We start from the raw sequence: 20,990 nt of genomic DNA on the forward strand, positions 1-20,990 counted from the left end.
GCCATGAGGCCTGTCCGATGAAACTACGTGGCCTGTACGCCATTACCGACAGCCAGTTGCTGGCCGGTAAATTTCTCTCGTACGTGGAGGCGGCGCTGGAAGGCGGCGTCGCCCTTTTGCAGTACCGCGACAAGAGCAGCGATGAGGCCCGCCGCCTGCGCGAGGCCGAAACCCTGCGCAATTTGTGCGATCGCTACAAGACGCAGTTGATCATCAATGACGACGCTGAACTGGCCGCACGCCTGAACGTGGGCGTGCACCTGGGTCAGACCGACGGCCCGCTGTCGCCGACCCGCGCCCTGCTCGGCTCCAAAGCCATCATCGGTTCGACCTGCCACGCACAACTCGAACTGGCCGAGCAAGCCGTCAAGGAAGGCGCCAGTTACGTCGCGTTCGGGCGTTTCTTCAATTCCAACACCAAGCCCGGCGCCCCGACCTGCAGCCTCGATCTGCTGGACCGGGCACGCCAGCAACTGCACCTACCAATCTGTGCGATCGGCGGCATCACCCTGGACAACGCCGCCCCGCTGGTGGCCCATGGCGTCGATCTGCTGGCGGTGGTGCATGGTCTGTTTGGCGCCGAAAGCACGGCTGAAGTGACCCGCCGCGCCCGCGCATTCAATGAATTACTAAAAATCTGATTTGAGAGTCCGCACATGTCTCGTTCCGAAACCCTGTTTGCCAATGCCCAGAAACACATTCCCGGTGGCGTGAACTCGCCGGTGCGCGCGTTCAAGAGCGTTGGCGGCACGCCGTTGTTCTTCAAACACGCTGAAGGCGCCTACGTCACCGACGAAGACAACAAGCGTTATGTGGATTACGTCGGCTCCTGGGGCCCGATGATTCTCGGCCACAGCCACCCGGACGTGCTGGACGCGGTGCGTAAACAGCTGGAGCACGGTCTGTCCTACGGCGCGCCGACCGAAATGGAAACCCAGATGGCCGACCTGGTCTGCTCGCTGGTGCCGTCGATGGACATGGTGCGCATGGTCAGCTCCGGCACCGAAGCGACCATGAGCGCCATTCGTCTGGCCCGCGGTTTCACCGGTCGCGACAGCATCATCAAATTTGAAGGCTGCTACCACGGTCACTCCGACAGCCTGCTGGTCAAGGCCGGTTCCGGTGCCCTGACCCAAGGCGTACCGAGCTCGGCCGGTGTACCGGCGGCGTTCGCCAAACACACCCTGACCCTGCCATTCAACGATATAGACGCGGTTGAAGCGATGCTCGCCGAAGTCGGCCAGGACGTGGCCTGCATCATCGTTGAACCGGTGGCCGGCAACATGAACTGCGTACCACCGGCACCAGGCTTCCTCGAAGGCCTGCGGACCCTGTGCGACAAGCACGGCGTCGTGCTGATTTTCGACGAAGTGATGACCGGATTCCGCGTCGCCCTGGGCGGCGCCCAGGCTTACTACGGTGTAACGCCGGACCTGACCACATTCGGCAAGATCATCGGTGGCGGCATGCCGGTGGGCTGCTTCGGCGGCAAACGCGAAATCATGTCGCGTATCGCGCCCCTGGGCCCGGTCTACCAGGCCGGTACGCTGTCGGGTAACCCGCTGGCGATGGCGGCAGGCCTGACCACCCTGCGCCTGATCAGCCGTCCGGGTTTCCACGCGGAGCTGACCGACTACACCACACGCCTGCTCGATGGCCTGCAAGTGCGTGCCGACGCGGCGGGCATCCCGTTCGTGACCACCCAGGCCGGCGGCATGTTCGGTCTGTACTTCAGCGGCGCCGACGACATCGTGACCTTCGATGACGTGATGGCCAGCGATGCGGCGCTGTTCGGTCGCTTCTTCCACCTGATGCTCGAGGGCGGTGTGTACCTGGCACCGAGCGCCTTCGAAGCCGGCTTCACCTCGATCGCCCACGGCGAAACCGAGCTGAAACTAACTCTGGATGCCGCTGAACGCGCCTTCGCCGCACTGAAGTAATGTGATCCAGCTGACGTTGGCCATTGCCAGCGTCAGCTTTCACCTACATTCCCGCGTTTTTTCCTACTCGTCTGCCAATAATCTCCAGCAAAGTGGGCGATATATTTCCCGCGCAGCAGAAAAACGAGTAAAGACTTTGTAAGGTTGGCCCTGCTTATTTCATAATGCGCGCTTATTGGATCCCCTCGATGGGTCCGCGCGCCCTTCAGAGGTAAGTCGATTCCCATGAACCGCACCGGCCGCGCCCTTTCACTGGGCTGCCTGTTGCTCCTTCAGCCCCTGCTCGCGCTCGCACAAGCAGGCGGTAACTCGTTGTTAATCCCAGCGATGGGTCGCTGCACCCTCAATACCCAGCCGCAAGACCTGGCACAGGCACTCGCCGCCTGCCAGAAAGCGTCGGATGAAGGGGATGCCCAGGCGCAATACGAGTTGGGTGAGTTCTACTATGAAGGCAAAAACGCGCCACGCGACCTCAATCAAGCCCTGAGCTATTTCGAAAAAGCCTCGCTGCAAGGCCACGCCCAGGCGCAATTCAAACTCGGCACCATGTTTTTCCACGGTGAAGGCGTACCGGCCAATAACGTTCAGGCCTATATCCTGCTGAAAATGGCTGCGGTCAATGGCGACGAAGATGCGCTGGACACCGCCGACGAAGTCTCCGAAAAGATGCCCCGCCAGGAACTGGAAGTGGCTACCCAGGTGCTAGGGCAAATTTTCCGCAAATACCTGATGGAATTGCAGAGCGCTGATGGGCGTACGCCTTTCTCACCGCTGCCTTGAATTCTGTACCGATCTTTCCGACCCCATCGGAGCAGGCTCGCGCCCACAATTGATTTCTGGCGTTCACAAATATTGTGTTCGCGGACGATTCATTGTGGGAGCGAGCCCTGCTCGCGATGGGGACAACTCAATCCAGAGGCTTACTTCTCAGGCATCGGCATCGGAAATGGCATGACATTGCCGACCGTGCCTCGGGCTTCGCTGATTTTCGGCGTGCCCAGGCGCTCGACTTCGTCGATGCGCACGATCGAATGCATTGGCACAAAACTGCGCACCACGCCTTCGAACTGAGCCTTGAGCTTCTCTTCGCTCGGATCGACGACCACTTGCGTGCGCTCGCCAAAGACGAACTCTTCCACTTCCAGAAAGCCCCACAGATCGCTTTGATAGATCTGCTTGGCGTACATTTCGAACACCTGGCCCTGGTTGAGGAAAATCACCTTGTAGATTGGAGCTTCACGTTTGGTCATGGTGGGCGGGTAACACATCGAGGGATAAAAAATGGGGGGCGAACTATAGCATAGCCGCCGGACGCATAGCGGTAGGAACCTGGGTTCATGTTCCCTATAATGCGCGGTTCTTTGAATCACGTGATGACTCTATCCATGGCCAAGAAGCTTTACATCGAAACCCACGGTTGCCAGATGAACGAGTACGACAGCTCGCGCATGGTCGATCTGCTGGGCGAACACCAGGCCCTGGAAGTCACCGCTCGCGCAGAAGACGCCGACGTGATCCTGCTCAACACCTGCTCGATCCGCGAACGCGCTCAGGATCGTGTCTACTCTCAGCTCGGCCGCTGGCGCGAACTGAAACTGGCCAACCCGGACATGGTCATCGCCGTCGGCGGTTGCGTGGCCAGTCAGGAAGGCGCCGCCATCCGTGATCGCGCGCCCTACGTGGACGTCGTCTTTGGCCCGCAGACCCTGCACCGCCTGCCGGAAATGATCGACGCGGCGCGCATCAGCAAGCTGCCGCAAGTCGACGTCTCATTCCCGGAAATCGAAAAATTCGACCACTTGCCCGAGCCGCGCATCGACGGCCCCAGCGCTTATGTGTCGGTGATGGAAGGCTGCAGCAAGTACTGCACGTTCTGCGTGGTGCCGTACACCCGCGGCGAAGAAGTGAGCCGGCCGTTCGACGACGTGATCGCCGAGATCATTCACCTGGCCGAAAACGGCGTGCGCGAAGTGACCTTGCTTGGGCAGAACGTCAACGGTTATCGCGGCACGACCCACGACGGTCGCCTGGCCGATCTGGCGGAGCTGATCCGCGTGGTCGCCGCCATCGATGGCATCGACCGCATCCGCTACACCACTTCGCATCCGCTGGAATTTTCCGACAGCCTGATTCAGGCCCACGCCGAGGTGCCGGAACTGGTGAAACACCTGCATTTGCCGGTGCAGTCAGGCTCGGACCGCATCCTCGCGGCGATGAAGCGCAATCACACCGCGCTGGAATACAAATCCAAACTGCGCAAGCTGCGGGCCGCGGTACCGGGCATCTGCATCAGTTCGGACTTCATCGTCGGTTTCCCCGGCGAGACCGAGAAAGACTTCGAACAGACCATGAAACTGATCCAGGACGTCGGTTTCGACTTTTCCTATTCGTTCGTCTACAGCCCGCGTCCAGGCACACCGGCCGCCGATTTGCCCGACGACACCCCGGAAGAGCTGAAAAAAGAGCGCCTGAACGCCTTGCAACATCGCCTGAACCAACAAGGTTTCGAAATCAGCCGACAAATGGTCGGGTCGATCCAGCGGATCCTGGTCACCGATTATTCGAAAAAAGACCCCGGCGAGCTGCAAGGCCGGACCGAAAATAATCGTATCGTCAACTTCAAGTGTGACAATCCAACCCTGATCGGTCAGTTTGCCGACGTGCACATCGATGCCGCACAGCCGCACTCGCTGCGGGGCTCGCTGATTCAATAACAGTGAGGCATCAGAAAGTCTCTGTGGCGAGGGAGCTTGCTCCCGCTCGGTTGCGCAGCAAACGCAAACCAGGCGCCTCAATCACCCAGTAAGACTGAGGTTGGCAGACTCGGGAGCGCTTCGCACTCCAGCGGGAGCAAGCTCCCTCGCCACAGGGAATCACACGAGACTGTTTTAAGAGCTTTCGCACCCACGCCACTGGCGCTATCCTTGAACTCATCACCATTGCCCCAGGGCGGCTAAATACGACCTTGAACGCACCCATCGAACCACATCGTTTCATCCTCGAGCCTTTTGAAGCTCGCCGCTTCGCCAATCTGTGCGGGCAATTCGACGAGCACCTGCGCTTGATCGAACAGCGCCTGACCATCGAGATCCGCAACCGCGGCAATCAGTTCGAGCTGATCGGCGAACCCAAACACACCACCTCCGCGGAAAACCTGTTGCGCCGCCTGTACCGGGAAACCAAGGGTACCGAGCTGTCGCCGGACATGGTTCACCTGTTCCTGCAGGAATCGGCCGTCGAAGAACTGGACAATCACTCCCCCGCTGAAGCCTCCGTCGCCCTGCGCACCAAGAAAGGCATGATTCGCCCTCGCGGCTTGAATCAGTTGCGCTATGTGAAGGAAATCCTCGGCAACGACATCAACTTCGGCATCGGCCCGGCCGGTACCGGCAAGACTTATCTGGCGGTTGCCTGCGCGGTCGATGCACTGGAACGCGAGCAGATCCGCCGCATTCTGTTGGTGCGTCCAGCGGTCGAAGCGGGCGAGAAACTCGGCTTCCTGCCCGGCGATTTGTCCCAGAAGATCGACCCGTATTTGCGCCCGCTTTACGACGCACTCTACGAGATGCTCGGCTTCGAATACGTCGCCAAGCTGATCGAACGCCAGATCATCGAAGTCGCGCCATTGGCTTACATGCGCGGGCGCACGCTGAACAACAGCTTCATCATCCTCGACGAAAGCCAGAACACTACGGTCGAGCAAATGAAAATGTTCCTGACCCGGATCGGCTTCGGCTCTACCGCCGTCATCACCGGTGACATCACCCAGGTCGACCTGCCTAAAGGCACCAAATCCGGGCTGCACCACGTGATCGAAGTACTGAAAGACGTGCCGGGTATCAGCTTTACCCATTTCATGCCCAAGGACGTTGTGCGCCATCCGTTGGTGCAGCGCATAGTCGAAGCCTACGAGCGCTTCGAGAACCGCGCGACCGATGAAGCGCCAAAGGACAGCCGCCGCGATGCTTGAGCTTGATCTGCAAGTGGCTACCCAGGCGCCCGCCCCCAGCGAGGCCGAGTTCCGCCAATGGTGCGAGCCGGCCTTGCGCCAGCGCAGCGCCGATTCCGAGATGACCATTCGCCTGGTCGACGAAGCCGAAGGCCGCGAACTGAATCACACCTGGCGGCAAAAGGATTACGCCACTAACGTCTTGTCATTCCCTGCCGACGTACCCGACGAGTTTCTTGACATCCCATTGCTGGGCGATCTTGTGATCTGCGTGGCTGTGGTCGAGCGCGAAGCCGCCGAACAGGGCAAGGAACTCCAGGCCCACTGGGCCCATCTGGTGATTCACGGCTGCTTGCATCTACTGGGTTACGACCATATAGATGACGACGAAGCCGAGGAAATGGAAGCACTGGAACGAACGTTGCTTGCAGAATTGGGCTATCCCGATCCGTATGCAGACGACGAAACCGATACATCCCCAACCGTTACAACAAAGGATTCAGAGTAATCGCTATGAGCGAAGATCGATCGAGCAACGGGCAGAAGTCTTGGCTGGGTAAGCTCACCCAGGCTTTTGCCCACGAGCCGAAAAACCGCCAGGAGCTACTGGAGCTGCTGCGCGACGCACACCAAAACAAACTGTTGGACAGCGAAGCGCTGGCCATCGTCGAAGGCGCCATCCAGGTCGCTGACCTGCAAGTTCGGGACATCATGGTCCCGCGCTCGCAGATGGTCAGCATCAAGGCGACCCAGACACCCCGCGAGTTCCTGCCTGCCGTGGTCGACTCGGCCCACTCCCGCTACCCGGTGATCGGCGAAAGCCACGATGACGTGATGGGCGTGTTGCTGGCCAAGGACTTGCTGCCGTTGATCCTTCGGGAGAATGGCGACAGCTTCAACATCAAGGACCTGTTGCGCCCGGCCACGTTCGTGCCCGAGTCCAAGCGCCTGAACGTGCTGCTGCGCGAATTCCGCGCCAACCACAACCACATGGCCATCGTCATTGACGAATACGGCGGCGTGGCGGGCCTGGTGACCATTGAAGACGTGCTCGAACAGATTGTCGGCGACATCGAAGACGAACACGACGTAGAAGAAGACAGCTACATCAAGCCGCTGCCCAGCGGAGATTTCCTGATCAAGGCCCTGACGCCGATCGAGAACTTCAACGAATTTTTCGACAGTGAGTTCTCCGACGACGAGTTCGATACCGTCGGAGGCCTGGTGATGAGTGCATTCGGGCACTTGCCAAAACGCAACGAAATCACCGAAATCGGCCCCTATCGCTTCCGCATCCTGAACGCCGACAGTCGTCGGATTCATCTGCTGCGCTTGACGCCCATCGCCCGGTAAAACATTAAGGATAGAAATGCGCTGGACAACCCGCCCCGGCTGGCCCGGTAACCTGCTGGCCGTGGCGGCCGGTGCAATCACCACCCTGGCGTTGGCGCCGTTTAATATCTGGCCTCTGGCACTGCTTGCCGTCGGCCTGTTCTATGCCGGCTTACGCGAGCTGAGCCCTCGCCAGGCCCTTGGTCGCGGTTGGTGTTTCGGCTTTGGCCTGTTTGGCGCCGGTACCAGCTGGATCTACTACAGCATTCACAACTTCGGTGGCGCCTCGGTGTTGCTGGCGGGGTTCCTGATGCTGCTGTTCACGGCGGCGATTGCCTGGTTCTTTGCCCTGCCCGCCTGGCTCTGGGCGCGCTGGCTAAGACGCAACGAAGCGCCACTGGCTGACGCCCTGACATTTGCAGCGCTGTGGGTTGGCCAGGAAGCGTTCCGTGGCTGGTTCCTCACCGGTTTCCCATGGCTCTACTCCGGCTACAGCCAGCTCGATGGCCCGCTGACCGGGCTCGCCCCCCTGGGCGGGATGTGGCTGATTTCCTTCACCCTGGCCCTGACCGCCGCACTGATCTACAACGGCATGCGCCTGGTGCGCAGCGGACGCAAGGGCTTCATCGTGGCGGGCGCCCTGCTGCTGGTCGGCCCCTGGGTCGCCGGCATGGCCCTCAAGCACCACGCCTGGACCAGCCCTTCGGGCGCACCGCTGAGTGTCGCGGCGATCCAGGGCAACATCGAACAAAGCATGAAGTGGGACCCGGCGCAGCTCAATGCGCAACTGGCGCTTTATCGCGACATGAGCTTCAGTTCCAAGCGCGCCGACCTGCTGATCTGGCCGGAAACTGCCGTGCCAGTGCTCAAGGAGTCCGCCGAGGGCTACCTGAACATGATGGGAAACTTTGCCGCAGAACGTAAATCGGCACTGATCACCGGCGTGCCAATCCGCCAGATGGCCCATCACGAAAAACGCTTCTACAACGGCATCACCGTTGTCGGTGAAGGCGATGGCACTTACCTCAAGCAGAAACTGGTGCCGTTTGGCGAATACGTTCCATTGCAGGATCTGTTGCGCGGGTTGATCGCCTTCTTCGACCTGCCGATGTCGGACTTCGCCCGAGGCCCGGACGATCAGATCATGTTGCAGGCCAAGGGTTACCAGATTGCGCCATTCATCTGCTACGAAGTGGTGTATCCGGAATTCGCGGCCGGCCTCGCGGCCAAAAGCGATTTGCTGCTGACCATCAGCAACGACACCTGGTTCGGCACCTCGATCGGTCCGCTGCAACACTTGCAGATGGCGCAGATGCGCGCCCTGGAGGCCGGTCGCTGGATGATCCGCGCCACCAACAACGGCGTGAGCGGCCTGATCAACCCGTTCGGCCAGATCACCGCGCAGATCCCGCAGTTCGAGCGCGGCATCCTGTATGGCGACGTGGTGCCGATGCACAACCTGACGCCTTATCTTCAATGGCGTTCATGGCCGCTGATCATTCTGTGCGTGCTGTTGTTTGGCTGGGCGTTGATTGCCAGCCGGATGGCCAAGACGGTCTGACTTGTGAGCCTTGGACAGAGGGCTTTTTGTGGCGAGGGAGCAAGCACCCTCGCCACAGGGTGCTTACCTGCCATCGCTATCGGTAAAACAACGAATAACCTACCTGCCCCACCGCCTCATTAACCAACTGCCCGCTCTGCCAGATCGATTTGAATTCCGGCATCCAGCCACCCAGCGGTCGGGCGTTGTCCACGCCTAAAAACCCCACGGGCGCCGGCACCACTTCAAACCCCGCCTTACGGAAACTCCAGACGGCTCTGGGCATGTGCCAGGCCTGGGTCACCAACACCACGCGCTTGATGCCTTCAGGCAACAAGACTTCAGCGCTGAATTGCGCGTTTTCCCAAGTGGTACGGCTACGCCCTTCCTGCCATCGAACAGTGACACCGAAATCATCGTGCAGCGAATCGGCCATGATCCTGGCCTCGGTCGGCGGCGTGCCGTAATGCAACCCGCCACTGGTCAGGACCGGCAAGCCCGAAGCCTTGGCCAGGCGCGCCGCATAACGCTGGCGCTCAAGACCAATACCCGTCGGTTGATCGGCACCCCACGCCGGATCGCCCCGTTCGCGCCCCGAGCCCAATACCACAATCGCATCGGCATGCCGGGCCAATGTTGCCCACTCGTCGCGCGCCAAGGGTGGCTCGCGCTCAAGGAACCCGGCGCCCCACTGCACCACGATGGGCAGGCTCATCAACCAGAAACCGCCCAGGCCCAAGGCAAAACACACACCGGCAAGCCTCGGCCTTGAGCGGCGCAACCACCAGGCAAGCGCCAGCAGCAGCAACAGAATGCCCGGCGGCAATAGCAGTTGTTTTAAGAAATAACGAAAAGGCATCGAGCATCTCCTTGAAGATGCCCGAAGCCTAAGTGGGTTGACGCAATGCGACAATAAATACGGAAGGGCTATGCTTCAAAAAACCCCGGTGCATGGCGCTATGCCTTACTTGCAATGCAGAGACCGGACCTTTACCGCGTCTCTGCCGGATGTTTTGTCCTTGAGCCAGATGATCTTGGCTGAACGCGGTGCATCAAGTTGCTTCACTGCCTCGGACAAGCATCCGTGCGTTTCACGCTCACAACGATCCAGATACGCCTTGACCAGGGCAAACTCTGCGGGGCTCAAGCCGCGCAATTCAAGCTCCAGTGGACGTTCATCACGTAGACGGCCTGCGGTTTTTGCCGCGTCCAGGGCCATTCCAAGACGATCTATCAGTCTTTCGTATAACTCCGGTTTTGTAGCTTTTTGCTGTGAATCAACCATCCCTCACCTCATTGGAAGATAAGACCTACTCCCCAGTTAGAGCTTAGCTTCCATGAACAAACCGGCTGAACGCCGCGACCAACGGCCCTCGCAGCGTTTTTTGCGAGACGCGCGGCCGTAATCAGGGTTTCCCTCGATAGAGTGCGGTCATGTATGCTACGGCGCTTCCTGTAACTCCACTTCCAGCTCGTCTGGGCACCGAAACGCCGATTAGGCGCGTTCACCGTCCAGCGTCGCATTGAAGAGGATTAGGCCACCCCTATTCAGTTCAAAAGTAGCCATGCACGAACAATATCAGCCCCGTGAAATCGAAGCCGCCGCCCAGTCGTTCTGGGACGAGCAAAAGTCCTTTGAAGTCAGTGAACAGCCAGGCAAGGAGACCTACTACTGCCTGTCGATGTTCCCTTACCCCAGCGGCAAGCTACACATGGGGCACGTGCGCAACTACACCATCGGCGACGTGATCTCCCGCTATCAGCGCATGCAAGGCAAGAACGTCCTGCAACCCATGGGTTGGGACGCCTTCGGCATGCCGGCGGAAAACGCCGCGATGAAGAACAACGTAGCGCCCGCCAAGTGGACCTACGAAAACATCGCCTACATGAAAAGCCAGCTGCGCAGCCTGGGCCTGGCGGTGGACTGGTCGCGTGAAGTGACCACCTGCAAGCCTGATTACTACCGCTGGGAACAATGGCTGTTCACTCGCCTGTTCGAAAAAGGTGTGATCTACAAAAAGAGCGGTACCGTGAACTGGGACCCGGTCGACCAGACCGTTCTGGCCAACGAGCAGGTGATCGACGGTCGCGGCTGGCGCTCCGGCGCGCTGATCGAGAAGCGCGAAATCCCGATGTACTACTTCAAGATCACCGCCTACGCGGATGAGCTGCTGGAGAGCCTCGACGAACTGACTGGCTGGCCTGAACAGGTCAAGACCATGCAGCGCAACTGGATCGGCAAATCCCGCGGCATGGAAGTGCAGTTCCCGTACAACGTCGATTCCATTGGCGAAGCCGGCACACTGAAAGTCTTCACCACCCGTCCGGACACCCTGATGGGCGCGACCTATGTCGCCGTGGCCGCCGAGCACCACCTGGCCACCCTGGCCGCGAAGAACAATCCTGAGCTGCAAGCGTTCATCGCTGAATGCAAGGGCGGCAGCGTCGCCGAAGCCGACGTCGCCACCCAGGAGAAAAAAGGCGTACCGACCGGCCTGTTCGTCGAACACCCGCTGACCGGTGAAAAGTTGCCGGTCTGGGTCGCCAACTACGTGCTGATGCACTACGGCGATGGCGCGGTCATGGCTGTTCCAGCCCACGACGAACGCGATTTCGAGTTCGCCCACAAGTACAACCTGCCGGTCAAATCCGTGGTGCGCACCAGCTCCGGTGACGTCAACCCGGCACCATGGCAGGACGCCTACGGTGAACACGGCACGCTGATCAATTCCGGCGAGTTCGACGGCCTCGACTTCGCCGGCGCCTTCGACGCCATCGAAGTGGCGCTGATCAAGAAAAACCTTGGTGCCTCGCGCACCCAGTTCCGCCTGCGCGACTGGGGCATCAGCCGTCAGCGCTACTGGGGCTGCCCGATCCCGATCATCCACTGCGACACCTGCGGTGACGTGCCGGTACCGGAAGATCAACTGCCTGTCGTGCTGCCGGAAGACGTCGTACCCGATGGCGCCGGCTCGCCACTGGCGCGCATGCCCGAGTTCTACGAGTGCAGTTGCCCGAAATGCGGTAAGCCTGCCAAGCGTGAAACCGACACCATGGACACCTTCGTCGAGTCCTCGTGGTACTACGCCCGCTACGCTTCGCCGCACTTTGAAGGTGGCCTGGTAGAAAAATCCGCTGCCGACCACTGGTTGCCGGTGGACCAGTACATCGGCGGCATCGAACACGCGATTCTTCACCTGCTCTATGCGCGCTTCTTCCACAAGCTGATGCGCGACGAAGGCCTGGTGAGCTCCAACGAGCCGTTCAAGAACCTGCTGACCCAGGGCATGGTGATCGCCGAGACTTACTATCGTCGCGAAGCCAACGGTGCCTACACCTGGTTCAACCCGGCGGATGTCGAACTCGAACGCGACAGCAAGGCCAAGGTCATCAGCGCCAAGCTGATCGCAGACGGCCTGCCGGTGGAAATCGGCGGCACAGAGAAGATGGCCAAGTCCAAGAACAACGGCGTTGACCCACAGTCGATGATTGACCAGTTCGGCGCAGACACCTGCCGCCTGTTCATGATGTTCGCCTCGCCACCTGACATGAGCGCGGAATGGTCTGACTCCGGCGTGGAAGGCTCGCACCGCTTCCTCAAGCGCGTCTGGCGTCTGGCTCAGGCGCACGTCGTTCAGGGCCTGCCGGGCAAGCTGGATATCGCCAGCCTGAACGACGAGCAGAAAGCCGTTCGCCGTTCGATCCACCAGGCCATCAAGCAGGCCAGCCATGATGTCGGGCAGAACCACAAGTTCAACACCGCCATCGCCCAGGTGATGACACTGATGAACGTGCTGGAAAAAGCCCCGCAAGGCACCGAGCAGGACCGCGCACTGGTTCAGGAAGGCCTGGAAACCGTCACCCTGTTGCTGGCTCCGATCACCCCGCACATCAGTCACGAGCTGTGGAATCAACTGGGTCATGCCGACCCGGTGATCGACGCCGCCTGGCCGGTGCTGGACGAGAGCGCGCTGGTGCAGGACAGCCTGCAACTGGTGATCCAGGTCAACGGCAAGCTGCGTGGCCATATCGAAATGCCGGCCAGCGCCAGCCGCGAAGAAGTCGAAGCTGCCGCGCGGGCTAACGAGAATGTGCTGCGTTTTGTCGACGGTCTGACCATTCGCAAAGTAATCGTGGTGCCCGGGAAACTGGTCAACATCGTCGCCAGCTAATTGGATCAGGCGCCAGCTCATGCCTGGCGCCGCGTAAAACCTTTCGGGCCGCATGATCGGCCCACGTGGTTTCAAGGGGAGCAACACAATGATCAAACGCAATTTGCTGGTGATGGGCCTTGCGGTCCTGCTGAGCGCCTGCGGTTTCCAGCTGCGTGGCACCGGTACTACAGAACTGGCGATCAAGGAGCTCGACCTGAGCGCGCGCAACGCCTACGGCGAAACCGTGACGCAATTGCGCCAGGTGCTGGAAAGCAGCGGCGTCAAGGTCTACACCGGCGCACCTTACAAACTGGTGCTGACCGATGAACAGCAAAGCCAGCGCATCCTCAGCTACGCCGGTGCCGGTCGTACTGGCGAATACCAGGTGACCACAGTCCTCAATTACGACATCCGTGGCCAGAACAACCTGGATCTGTTGAGCGACAAACTTGAAGTACAGAAAATCTTCATCCACGACGGCAACAATCTGGTGGGCTCTGACCAGGAAGCTGCAACTGCACGGGGCGAAACCCGTCGCGAGTTGATTCAGCGCATGATCCTGCGCCTGCAACAACTGACCCCGGCCCAGCTCGATCAGTTGCAGCAGACGGCCAATGCCAGGGCCAAGGCTGAAGCCGCGGCGCTGGAAGCGGCGCAGAAGGCTGAAGCGGAAACACCGCGTCAGTCGCCTGTTGAACTGCCGAAGCAGTAAGACTTACGGGGCGTTCAAACGCCCCGTTTGCCCTCGCCTATGAAACTCGCCCCCGCTCAACTCGGCAAACACCTGCAAGGTGCCCTCGCGCCGGTCTACGTCATCAGTGGCGATGACCCCTTGCTGTGTCAGGAAGCCGCCGACGCGATCCGCGCCGCCGCTCGCCAGCAAGGTTTCGATGAACGCCAGGTTTTTGCCGCCGATGCCAGTTTCGACTGGGGTACGCTGCTGCAAGCCGGCGCCAGCATGTCGTTGTTCGCCGAAAAGCGCCTGTTGGAACTGCGTCTGCCCTCCGGCAAACCTGGCGACAAAGGTGCCGCCGCACTCATCGAGTACTGCTCGCGACCGGCCGAAGACACGCTGCTTCTGATCAGCCTGCCAAAGCTGGACGGCAGCGCGCAGAAAACCAAGTGGGGCAAGGCCCTGGTCGAAGGTCAGCAAACCCAGTTCGTGCAGATCTGGCCGGTGGATGTCAGCCAGCTGCCGAGCTGGATCCGTCAGCGCCTGTCCCAGGCCGGGCTTTCCGCCAGCCAGGACGCGGTCGAGCTGATTGCTGCACGGGTCGAAGGCAACCTGCTGGCCGCCGCCCAGGAAATCGAAAAGCTCAAGCTGATGGCCGAAGGCGGTCAGATCACCATCGAAACCGTGCAGGCAGCGGTGGCCGACAGTGCGCGCTTCGATGTCTTCGGCCTGACTGATGCGATTCTCAACGGTGAAGCCGCCCATGCCCTGCGCATGCTCGAAGGGTTGCGCGGGGAAGGTGTCGAACCGCCGGTCATTCTCTGGGCGCTGGCCCGGGAGCTGCGCCTGCTGGCCAATATCTCATTGCAATACAGCCAGGGAACGCCCCTGGACAAAGCCTTCAGCCAGGCCAAGCCGCCCGTTTGGGACAAGCGCAAACCCCTGATGAGCAAAGCCCTGCAGCGCTACTCGGCGCAACGCTGGGCGCAGTTGCTGCTCGAAGCACAGCGCATCGATGCACAGATCAAGGGCCAGGCAGCTGGCTCGCCGTGGATGAGCTTGAGTCGATTGACGCTGTTGATGGCGGGCCAGCGCCTTACGCTGCCTGCCGAGTGAACTCGCCCCCCCTGTAGGAGCGAGCCTGCTCGCGATGGTCGTTAACGATAACGCGGGGAGTCTGGCTCCCCGCAGTGTTCCTGATTCGATCGCAAGCAGGCTCGTTCCTACAGGGGGCGGCGCATTGGCTGACATCTCGCCCTATAGACAGAACCCCAACTTCGGCGGATGATTTGCTCCGCAAAAACCACTCACTTGCGAGCATCCATCATGAGCAAAAAGCCGTCCAGACACGGCCCCAACAAGGCCAAATCCATCATCGCCCAGCCACTGTTCCGCAGCCGTCAGGAACGAGCCGGCAAGGGCAAAGGCAGCTACCGCCGCGAAGCCTTCCAGTCTAATAGCTGGGAGGCTTCTTACTTTCTGGCAGCCTGAAAGGCATGCATCGGCTCAACATGTTAAGGTCTGCATCTGATCCGTTTTCCCTGGACCCGTGCATGCCCCTTTGTCTTTCCCGTCGTTGGCACCTGCGCCAATTGATTGCTGCCTCCAGCCTCATTTTGCTAGTCGCCTGCGCGGAAAAACCCACCGCCGCCGACGCCCAGCCGCTTCAGACCCTTCCCGTCACCACCGCCCCTGCTGTGGTTCCGCCAGTGGCACCCAGCGACGAAAATCTCGACATCCAGCCGACTCAGACCTTCGCCGAATGGCTGGCAGGTTTCCGCAAGGAGGCCCTGGCCGCCGGTATCCGCGCCGACCTGTTCGACCGTGCCTTCGCCAACGTCAGCTTCGACCCCAGCGTGATTCGTGCCGATCGCAGCCAGCCGGAATTCGCCCGACCAGTATGGGAATACCTCGACGGCGCCCTGTCGCCACTGCGGGTACGCAAAGGCCAGGCACTGATCAGCCAATACGACGGCATCCTGCAAAGCATCGAGCAGCGTTACGGCGTCGATCGCCAGGCCCTGGTGGCGGTATGGGGCATGGAAAGTAACTTCGGCCAGTTCCAGGGCAACAAATCGGTGATCAATTCACTGGCGACCCTGGCCTATGAAGGCCGACGCCCTGCCTTCGCTCACGCGCAATTGATCGCCGCCCTGCAGATCCTGCAACAGGGCGACATCGAACCGGACAAGATGCTCGGCTCCTGGGCCGGCGCCATGGGCCAGACCCAATTCATCCCGACCACCTACAACACCCACGCCGTGGATTTTGATGGCGACGGTCGCAGGGATATCTGGGGCAGTGCCAGCGACGCCCTGGCGTCGACCGCCCATTACCTGCAAAGCTCCGGATGGCAGAAAGGCCAGCCATGGGGCTTCGAGGTGCAATTGCCGAGCGGCTTCAACTACTTCCTGGCTGACGGCACGATTCGCAAAAGTGTCGCCGAATGGCGCCAACTGGGTATCACGCTGCCCAATGGAAGCCAGGCCCCGGCAGGCACTGAACAGCTCTCCGCCGCATTGTTGCTGCCAGCCGGCTATCGCGGCCCGGCATTCCTGGTGCTCGATAACTTCCGCGCGATCCTCAAATACAACAACTCTTCGTCCTACGCACTGGCGGTGAGCCTGTTGGCCGAACGTTTCAACGGCGCGGGCCTGATCAGCGGCACCTGGCCGAAAGATGATTTGCCATTGAGCCGTACCGAGCGCATTGAACTGCAGAACCTGCTGAGCGCCCAGAACTACGATGCCGGCACCCCGGACGGCATCATCGGCGCCAACACGCGCAAGGCGATCCGCAGCGCCCAGCAGTCGTTTGGCTGGCCGGCGGATGGCTATCCGACGCACAAGTTGCTGGAAGGTCTTCGCAGCCGCTAAATGATTCGCGGGCAAACCGTCACCCTCAGGGGGGGGCGGCTTGCCCGCGATGACGACCTGACAGGCAGTGCCGTTCTAGCGCCTGATCACCACATCCTGCTCCAGCAGCAGCTCCTGCCTGCCCGCATTCAGCCTGACCAGCGCGCCCATGGGCAACGTCAGATTCGGATCACAATGTCCGCTGCGCCACCCGGACAGCACCGGAATCCGCAACGGCTCGAACGTCTGCTTGAGCAATCGCTCCAGGGAGGGCACATCGACCCCTGCCACGTCTCCGACCAGAACGCCACGCAGCTTGCGCAGTGTCCCGGCAAGCCGTAGATGGGTCAGCAATCGATCGATGCGATACAGCGGTTCGTTGATGTCTTCGATAAACAGGATGACACCCTCGGCGTCGATCTCGTAAGGCGTGCCCATGGTTGCGGCAATCATCGACAGGTTCCCGCCCAGCAAGCGTCCATGAGCGATGCCAGGCTCGATCGTGGTCAATGGGAAGGCCTCCGGATGCGCCAGCACGCTGCCAGTCTTCAAGTGGCCACGCAGCATGTTGAGGAACGAAGACTCAGTGGGTTGTTGCCGCTTGCCGAGCAGGTCGGCATTGAGCAGTGGACCATGGAACGTCACAAAACCCGCATGGCGACTGATCGCCAGGTGTAACGCCGTAATGTCGCTGTAACCGATGAACGGCTTGGCATTATTGCGCAGCAGGTCGAAATCGATACGGTCAAGCAAGCGTGGCGTACCGTACCCTCCTCGCAGGCAGATGATGGCGTCGACCTCGGTATCAGCGAACGCCGCATGCAAATCGTTGAGCCGCACCTCATCGCTACCGGCGAGGTAGCCTTCCTTTTCGTAGACGCCGGGAAACACTTTGAGCGAATAGCCTCGGTCGCGCATCCACTGCACGGCCTTGTGGGTGTCCAGCGCAGCCGGACCGGCAGGCGCAATGACGCCAATCAGCCCTTCCATCGGCAATGCCGGAACGGGAGCATTTGGACAAAGCGTGTGGGTCGGTCGAACTGTCATCCATATCTCCCTGCGTAAAACCTCAATACACAGTAGTCAGGAATGGGGGCAAACAGAAGAGGCTTCGTCGCCCCGCAGGTTGCAGGAAAAAGCGCGGAGGGTCGTGGGCAAGACAAAAAAATGCCCGCTCGGCTCACTGCCTGGCGGGCGTTTTTTCTGTCTTCAGCTCATCAGGACGACATCAACTCGGCCTTGACCAGTTTCGCCTGCTCGTCGGCGTGGTACGAAGAGCGCACCAACGGACCGGAAGCGACGTTCTTGAAGCCCATCTTGTAACCTTCCTCGGCGAACCAGGCGAAGGTGTCCGGGTGTACGAAACGCTGAACCGGCAAGTGGCTGCGGGAAGGTTGCAGATACTGGCCCAGGGTCAACATGTCGATATCGTGCTCGCGCATGCGCTTCATGACTTCGATGACTTCGTCGTCGGTCTCGCCCAGCCCCAGCATCAGGCCGGACTTGGTCGGAATGTGCGGCATCATCTGCTTGAAGCGTTGCAGCAGGGTCAGCGACCACTGGTAGTCCGAGCCCGGGCGCGCGGCCTTGTACAGGCGCGGCACGGTTTCCAGGTTGTGGTTGAACACATCCGGCGGCTCGGCCGCGGTGATTTCCAGTGCGATATCCATGCGGCCGCGGTAGTCCGGAACCAGGGTCTCGAGCTGCACGTTTGGCGACAGCTTACGGATCTCGCGGATGCAGTCGGCAAAGTGCTGGGCGCCGCCGTCGCGCAGGTCGTCACGGTCTACCGAGGTAATGACCACGTACTTGAGGCGCAAGTCGGCGATGGCGATAGCCAGGCTTTCCGGCTCGTTGACGTCCAGTGGTTTCGGACGACCGTGACCCACATCGCAGAACGGGCAGCGACGGGTGCAGATGTCGCCCATGATCATGAAGGTCGCGGTGCCACCGGAGAAGCACTCGCCCAGGTTCGGGCAGGAGGCCTCTTCGCACACGCTGTGCAGTTTGTGTTTACGCAACAGCGCCTTGATGCGGTCCACTTCCGGAGAAACCGGGATGCGCACGCGAATCCAGTCAGGCTTTTTCGGCAGCTCAGTGGTCGGAATGATTTTTACCGGGATGCGTGCAACCTTTTCGGCGCCGCGCAGCTTTACGCCGGCTTCAACCTTGGCACGCGGGGCCGGACGCTCGGTGACATCCTGCGTCGGGATCATGGTTTGCACTGCATCAGTAGTCATATCAGTCGATTCCGCCCGTTAGGGTCGTCTGCTCAGCATAGTCGAGGTGTTTGACGAGCTGCGCGCGCAGCCGGGCACTTACCTCGGCAAATTCAATCGGTCCTGCGTGATCGCTCAGCTGGGTCATCGCCAGCCCGGCGTAGCCGCAGGGATTAATCCGTCGAAACGGTTCCAGGTTCATGTCCACGTTCAGGGCCAGGCCGTGAAAGGAACAACCATGGCGGATCCGAAGACCCAGGGAAGCAATTTTCGCCCCGTCGACGTAGACACCCGGAGCATCGGGCTTGGCCGCAGCCGTCACGCCATAACTGGCGAGCAGTTCGATCAGGCACGTCTCCATGCGGGTCACAAGGTCACGGACACCGAAACCCAGCTTGCGCACATCCAGCAACAGGTAGGCCACCAATTGCCCCGGACCGTGATACGTCACCTGGCCACCGCGGTCGACCTGTACCACCGGAATATCTCCCGGCAGCAACAGGTGTTCGGCCTTGCCGGCCTGACCCTGGGTGAACACCGGCGGGTGCTCGACCAGCCAGATCTCGTCGGTGGCATTGCTGCCGCGTTCGTTGGTGAAGCGTTGCATGGCATGCCAGACCGGTTCGTAAGCCATCTGGCCAAGTTCGCGAAAGCCCAGCGTGCCAGACATCACAGCACCATGTGCACGAAGCCGGTAGCCCGCAGTTCGCTGTTGATGTTGTACAGCTGATCCTGGTCGGTGGCGACGATGTGCAACTGAATCGTGGTGTATTTGCCGTTGGTGCTTTGACGCTCATCCACACGCTCATCGTTGATCGTCGCGTGTTTCTTGACGATCTCGATGATCTTGTCTTTGTTGCCAACGCCGGTATCGCTGATCACCTTAACCGGGTAATCAACGTTGGGAAATTCGATCTTTGGCGCCTTTACTTCGGTATCGGTCATGGCGTAACGGCCTCGTAAGCGTAAGCCGTGGCGACGGGCAAGGCCCCGGGCTGGATCAGCGCGGAGCCATGCAGGTGCACACTAAATTCAGTTGAACAGGCTGTAGAAGAATAGACGGATGCTATCCCACATGCGGCGGAAGATACCACCTTCCTCGACAGCATCCAGAGCGATCAGATCAGCGCTATGCACAACCTTGTCGTCCAGTTTGACTTCCACCTTGCCGATCACGTCGCCCTTGGCGATTGGCGCAACCAGTTGCGGGTTCATGGTCATGCTGGCAGCAAGCTTCTTCAGCTGGCCTTTTGGCAGGGTCATGGTCAGGTCTTCAGCCAGACCGGCCTTGACCTGGTTGGTGGAGCCTTTCCAGACAGGGGCCTGAGCCAGCTCGGCGCCTTTCTGATAGAAGGTCTGGGTTTCGAAGAAACGGAAGCCGTAAGTCAGCAGCTTCTGGGTCTCGGCGGCGCGCGCCACTTCGCTGTTGGTGCCGAACACCACGGCGATCAGACGCATGCCATCACGCACGGCGGAAGACACCATGCAGTAGCCCGCTTCGTCGGTGTGGCCGGTTTTCAGACCGTCAACGGTCTTGTCGCGCCACAGCAGCAGGTTGCGGTTCGGTTGCTTGATGCCGTTCCAGAAGAACTCTTTCTGCGAGTAGATCGCGTAGTGAGCCGGGTCTTCGTGGATGATCGCGCGAGCCAGCACCGCCATGTCGTGAGCCGACGAGTAATGCTCAGGGTTCGGCAGACCGGTCGGGTTCATGAAGTGGCTGTTGGTCATGCCCAGATCGGCAACGGTTTTGTTCATCAGGTCGGCGAACGCGTCTTCGCTGCCGGCGATGTGCTCGGAGAGCGCAACGCTGGCGTCGTTGCCCGACTGAATGATGATGCCGTGCAGCAGGTCGCTGACGGTGACTTGCGAGCCGACCTTGATGAACATCCGCGAACCGCCGGTACGCCAGGCGTTTTCACTGACGGTCACAGGATCGTTTTCGCCGATCTGGCCACGACGGATTTCCAGGGTCGCGATGTAGGCGGTCATCAGCTTGGTCAGGCTGGCTGGCGGCAGACGCTGGTCACCATTGTTCTCGACCAGCACGTTGCCGCTGCTGGCGTCCATGAGCACATAGGCCTTGGCGGCCAGTTGCGGTGGCGATGGCATCATCTCGGCCGCGAACGCGGCAGGTGAGAGGAGCAGCGGGACTAGAAGGCACAGGCGTTTGGCAAAGGTGGTGATGTTCATCCGTCTCTCGAAATCGCTAATGGAAACTGCCCAAGGGCAAAACTAATCAAATGACTTTCTAACGAGTCATCGCGTATTCAGTTGCTCACTCCAGTCACCCTTTGCCGGGCTTTTGTTCTCGACGAGCCAACAACCTGG

21 protein-coding genes are annotated in these 20,990 nt (G+C 60.4%); 13 read left to right on the forward strand and 8 right to left on the reverse strand.

The annotated features are described in order from the left end of the window. Positions 1–17 precede the first annotated feature (17 nt). The 3 genes from thiE (at position 18) to ACGJAX_RS02600 (ending at position 2,720) form a co-directional block, all read left to right on the forward strand. Positions 18–641, forward strand: a complete 624-nt coding sequence (gene thiE / locus ACGJAX_RS02590) for a thiamine phosphate synthase (RefSeq protein ID WP_390957348.1) — start codon at positions 18–20, stop codon at positions 639–641. A gap of 15 nt (positions 642–656) precedes the next feature. After that, the gene (gene hemL / locus ACGJAX_RS02595) at positions 657–1,940 is read left to right on the forward strand and encodes a glutamate-1-semialdehyde 2,1-aminomutase (protein WP_248915617.1); all 1,284 of its coding nucleotides are present in this window, start codon (positions 657–659) and stop codon (positions 1,938–1,940) included. 225 nt (positions 1,941–2,165) lie between these two features. After that, the gene (locus ACGJAX_RS02600; protein WP_090325448.1) at positions 2,166–2,720 is read left to right on the forward strand and encodes a tetratricopeptide repeat protein; all 555 of its coding nucleotides are present in this window, start codon (positions 2,166–2,168) and stop codon (positions 2,718–2,720) included. Positions 2,721–2,860: 140 nt separating this feature from the next. On the opposite strand, the gene ACGJAX_RS02605 is transcribed toward ACGJAX_RS02600, so the two are convergent. Next, the gene (locus ACGJAX_RS02605) at positions 2,861–3,190 is read right to left on the reverse strand and encodes a DUF1820 family protein (protein ID WP_024780849.1); all 330 of its coding nucleotides are present in this window, start codon (positions 3,188–3,190) and stop codon (positions 2,861–2,863) included. Positions 3,191–3,325: 135 nt separating this feature from the next. Here ACGJAX_RS02605 and miaB point away from each other — a divergent pair, with 135 nt between their 5' ends. The 5 genes from miaB (at position 3,326) to lnt (ending at position 8,782) form a co-directional block, all read left to right on the forward strand. After that, entirely contained in the window at positions 3,326–4,654 is a 1,329-nt protein-coding gene (gene miaB, locus ACGJAX_RS02610; RefSeq protein ID WP_248915618.1) for a tRNA (N6-isopentenyl adenosine(37)-C2)-methylthiotransferase MiaB, read from the forward strand. Positions 4,655–4,905: 251 nt separating this feature from the next. Next, positions 4,906–5,910, forward strand: coding sequence for a PhoH family protein (locus ACGJAX_RS02615; protein WP_247254620.1), 1,005 nt, complete (start codon positions 4,906–4,908; stop codon positions 5,908–5,910). Then, positions 5,903–6,397 carry an rRNA maturation RNase YbeY gene (gene ybeY, locus ACGJAX_RS02620; protein WP_390957349.1) on the forward strand — a complete coding sequence of 165 codons (495 nt, stop codon included), beginning with the start codon at positions 5,903–5,905 and terminating at the stop codon, positions 6,395–6,397. The genes ACGJAX_RS02615 and ybeY overlap by 8 nt, the downstream gene beginning before the upstream one ends. A 5-nt stretch (positions 6,398–6,402) precedes the next feature. Continuing rightward, entirely contained in the window at positions 6,403–7,242 is an 840-nt protein-coding gene (locus ACGJAX_RS02625) for an HlyC/CorC family transporter (RefSeq protein WP_046028710.1), read from the forward strand. Positions 7,243–7,258: 16 nt separating this feature from the next. Continuing rightward, a complete protein-coding gene (lnt, locus tag ACGJAX_RS02630; protein ID WP_390957350.1) occupies positions 7,259–8,782 on the forward strand; it encodes an apolipoprotein N-acyltransferase in 1,524 nt (507 codons plus the stop codon). Between the two features lie 76 nt (positions 8,783–8,858). Here lnt and ACGJAX_RS02635 read toward each other — a convergent pair whose 3' ends face one another. After that, complete coding sequence (locus ACGJAX_RS02635; RefSeq protein WP_390957351.1) at positions 8,859–9,620, reverse strand: ElyC/SanA/YdcF family protein; 762 nt, start codon at positions 9,618–9,620, stop codon at positions 8,859–8,861. A 105-nt stretch (positions 9,621–9,725) separates the two neighbouring features. Next, positions 9,726–10,046 carry a hypothetical protein gene (locus ACGJAX_RS02640; RefSeq protein WP_390957352.1) on the reverse strand — a complete coding sequence of 107 codons (321 nt, stop codon included), beginning with the start codon at positions 10,044–10,046 and terminating at the stop codon, positions 9,726–9,728. Positions 10,047–10,326: 280 nt separating this feature from the next. Between ACGJAX_RS02640 and leuS the strand changes: the two genes are divergently transcribed. The 5 genes from leuS to ACGJAX_RS02665 all read left to right on the forward strand — a co-directional run bounded on the left by leuS (position 10,327) and on the right by ACGJAX_RS02665 (position 16,464). Then, a complete protein-coding gene (leuS, locus tag ACGJAX_RS02645) occupies positions 10,327–12,933 on the forward strand; it encodes a leucine--tRNA ligase (protein WP_390957353.1) in 2,607 nt (868 codons plus the stop codon). Positions 12,934–13,021: 88 nt separating this feature from the next. After that, positions 13,022–13,627, forward strand: coding sequence for an LPS assembly lipoprotein LptE (gene lptE, locus ACGJAX_RS02650; protein WP_390957354.1), 606 nt, complete (start codon positions 13,022–13,024; stop codon positions 13,625–13,627). 39 nt (positions 13,628–13,666) lie between these two features. Continuing rightward, positions 13,667–14,704, forward strand: coding sequence for a DNA polymerase III subunit delta (holA, locus tag ACGJAX_RS02655; protein ID WP_090325466.1), 1,038 nt, complete (start codon positions 13,667–13,669; stop codon positions 14,702–14,704). Between the two features lie 210 nt (positions 14,705–14,914). Continuing rightward, positions 14,915–15,079 carry an alternative ribosome rescue factor ArfA gene (gene arfA, locus ACGJAX_RS02660; protein WP_065908951.1) on the forward strand — a complete coding sequence of 55 codons (165 nt, stop codon included), beginning with the start codon at positions 14,915–14,917 and terminating at the stop codon, positions 15,077–15,079. A 62-nt stretch (positions 15,080–15,141) separates the two neighbouring features. Further along, positions 15,142–16,464: a lytic murein transglycosylase gene (locus ACGJAX_RS02665; protein WP_390957355.1), complete on the forward strand. Its 1,323-nt coding sequence runs from the start codon at positions 15,142–15,144 to the stop codon at positions 16,462–16,464. Between the two features lie 75 nt (positions 16,465–16,539). Here ACGJAX_RS02665 and ACGJAX_RS02670 read toward each other — a convergent pair whose 3' ends face one another. The 5 genes from ACGJAX_RS02670 to ACGJAX_RS02690 form a co-directional block, all read right to left on the reverse strand. After that, positions 16,540–17,490, reverse strand: coding sequence for an LD-carboxypeptidase (locus ACGJAX_RS02670; protein ID WP_090325471.1), 951 nt, complete (start codon positions 17,488–17,490; stop codon positions 16,540–16,542). Positions 17,491–17,660: 170 nt separating this feature from the next. Then, positions 17,661–18,683 carry a lipoyl synthase gene (gene lipA, locus ACGJAX_RS02675; RefSeq protein WP_090325473.1) on the reverse strand — a complete coding sequence of 341 codons (1,023 nt, stop codon included), beginning with the start codon at positions 18,681–18,683 and terminating at the stop codon, positions 17,661–17,663. 1 nt (position 18,684) lies between these two features. Beyond that, a complete protein-coding gene (lipB, locus tag ACGJAX_RS02680) occupies positions 18,685–19,332 on the reverse strand; it encodes a lipoyl(octanoyl) transferase LipB (protein WP_390957356.1) in 648 nt (215 codons plus the stop codon). After that, positions 19,332–19,607, reverse strand: coding sequence for a DUF493 domain-containing protein (locus ACGJAX_RS02685; protein WP_247254612.1), 276 nt, complete (start codon positions 19,605–19,607; stop codon positions 19,332–19,334). Before ACGJAX_RS02685 ends, lipB begins: the two co-directional genes overlap by 1 nt. A gap of 87 nt (positions 19,608–19,694) precedes the next feature. Then, positions 19,695–20,852, reverse strand: coding sequence for a serine hydrolase (locus ACGJAX_RS02690; protein WP_390957357.1), 1,158 nt, complete (start codon positions 20,850–20,852; stop codon positions 19,695–19,697). Positions 20,853–20,990: the final 138 nt, after the last annotated feature.

Origin of the sequence: Pseudomonas moorei (genome assembly GCF_042846945.1) — a bacterium.
GTDB classification, from domain to species: Bacteria; Pseudomonadota; Gammaproteobacteria; order Pseudomonadales; family Pseudomonadaceae; genus Aquipseudomonas; species Aquipseudomonas moorei.

Excerpts from the sequence above, each read along its gene's own strand:
- thiE (WP_390957348.1), top strand. The coding sequence starts at position 18 with ATGAAACTACGTGGCCTGTACGCCATTACCGACAGCCAGTTGCTGGCC.
- hemL (WP_248915617.1), top strand. The coding sequence starts at position 657 with ATGTCTCGTTCCGAAACCCTGTTTGCCAATGCCCAGAAACACATTCCC.
- ACGJAX_RS02600 (WP_090325448.1), top strand. The coding sequence starts at position 2,166 with ATGAACCGCACCGGCCGCGCCCTTTCACTGGGCTGCCTGTTGCTCCTT.
- ACGJAX_RS02605 (WP_024780849.1), bottom strand. The coding sequence starts at position 3,190 with ATGACCAAACGTGAAGCTCCAATCTACAAGGTGATTTTCCTCAACCAG.
- miaB (WP_248915618.1), top strand. The coding sequence starts at position 3,326 with ATGGCCAAGAAGCTTTACATCGAAACCCACGGTTGCCAGATGAACGAG.
- ybeY (WP_390957349.1), top strand. The coding sequence starts at position 5,903 with ATGCTTGAGCTTGATCTGCAAGTGGCTACCCAGGCGCCCGCCCCCAGC.
- ACGJAX_RS02625 (WP_046028710.1), top strand. The coding sequence starts at position 6,403 with ATGAGCGAAGATCGATCGAGCAACGGGCAGAAGTCTTGGCTGGGTAAG.
- lnt (WP_390957350.1), top strand. The coding sequence starts at position 7,259 with ATGCGCTGGACAACCCGCCCCGGCTGGCCCGGTAACCTGCTGGCCGTG.
- ACGJAX_RS02635 (WP_390957351.1), bottom strand. The coding sequence starts at position 9,620 with ATGCCTTTTCGTTATTTCTTAAAACAACTGCTATTGCCGCCGGGCATT.
- ACGJAX_RS02640 (WP_390957352.1), bottom strand. The coding sequence starts at position 10,046 with ATGGTTGATTCACAGCAAAAAGCTACAAAACCGGAGTTATACGAAAGA.
- leuS (WP_390957353.1), top strand. The coding sequence starts at position 10,327 with ATGCACGAACAATATCAGCCCCGTGAAATCGAAGCCGCCGCCCAGTCG.
- lptE (WP_390957354.1), top strand. The coding sequence starts at position 13,022 with ATGATCAAACGCAATTTGCTGGTGATGGGCCTTGCGGTCCTGCTGAGC.
- holA (WP_090325466.1), top strand. The coding sequence starts at position 13,667 with ATGAAACTCGCCCCCGCTCAACTCGGCAAACACCTGCAAGGTGCCCTC.
- arfA (WP_065908951.1), top strand. The coding sequence starts at position 14,915 with ATGAGCAAAAAGCCGTCCAGACACGGCCCCAACAAGGCCAAATCCATC.
- ACGJAX_RS02665 (WP_390957355.1), top strand. The coding sequence starts at position 15,142 with ATGCCCCTTTGTCTTTCCCGTCGTTGGCACCTGCGCCAATTGATTGCT.
- ACGJAX_RS02670 (WP_090325471.1), bottom strand. The coding sequence starts at position 17,490 with ATGACAGTTCGACCGACCCACACGCTTTGTCCAAATGCTCCCGTTCCG.
- lipA (WP_090325473.1), bottom strand. The coding sequence starts at position 18,683 with ATGACTACTGATGCAGTGCAAACCATGATCCCGACGCAGGATGTCACC.
- lipB (WP_390957356.1), bottom strand. The coding sequence starts at position 19,332 with ATGTCTGGCACGCTGGGCTTTCGCGAACTTGGCCAGATGGCTTACGAA.
- ACGJAX_RS02685 (WP_247254612.1), bottom strand. The coding sequence starts at position 19,607 with ATGACCGATACCGAAGTAAAGGCGCCAAAGATCGAATTTCCCAACGTT.
- ACGJAX_RS02690 (WP_390957357.1), bottom strand. The coding sequence starts at position 20,852 with ATGAACATCACCACCTTTGCCAAACGCCTGTGCCTTCTAGTCCCGCTG.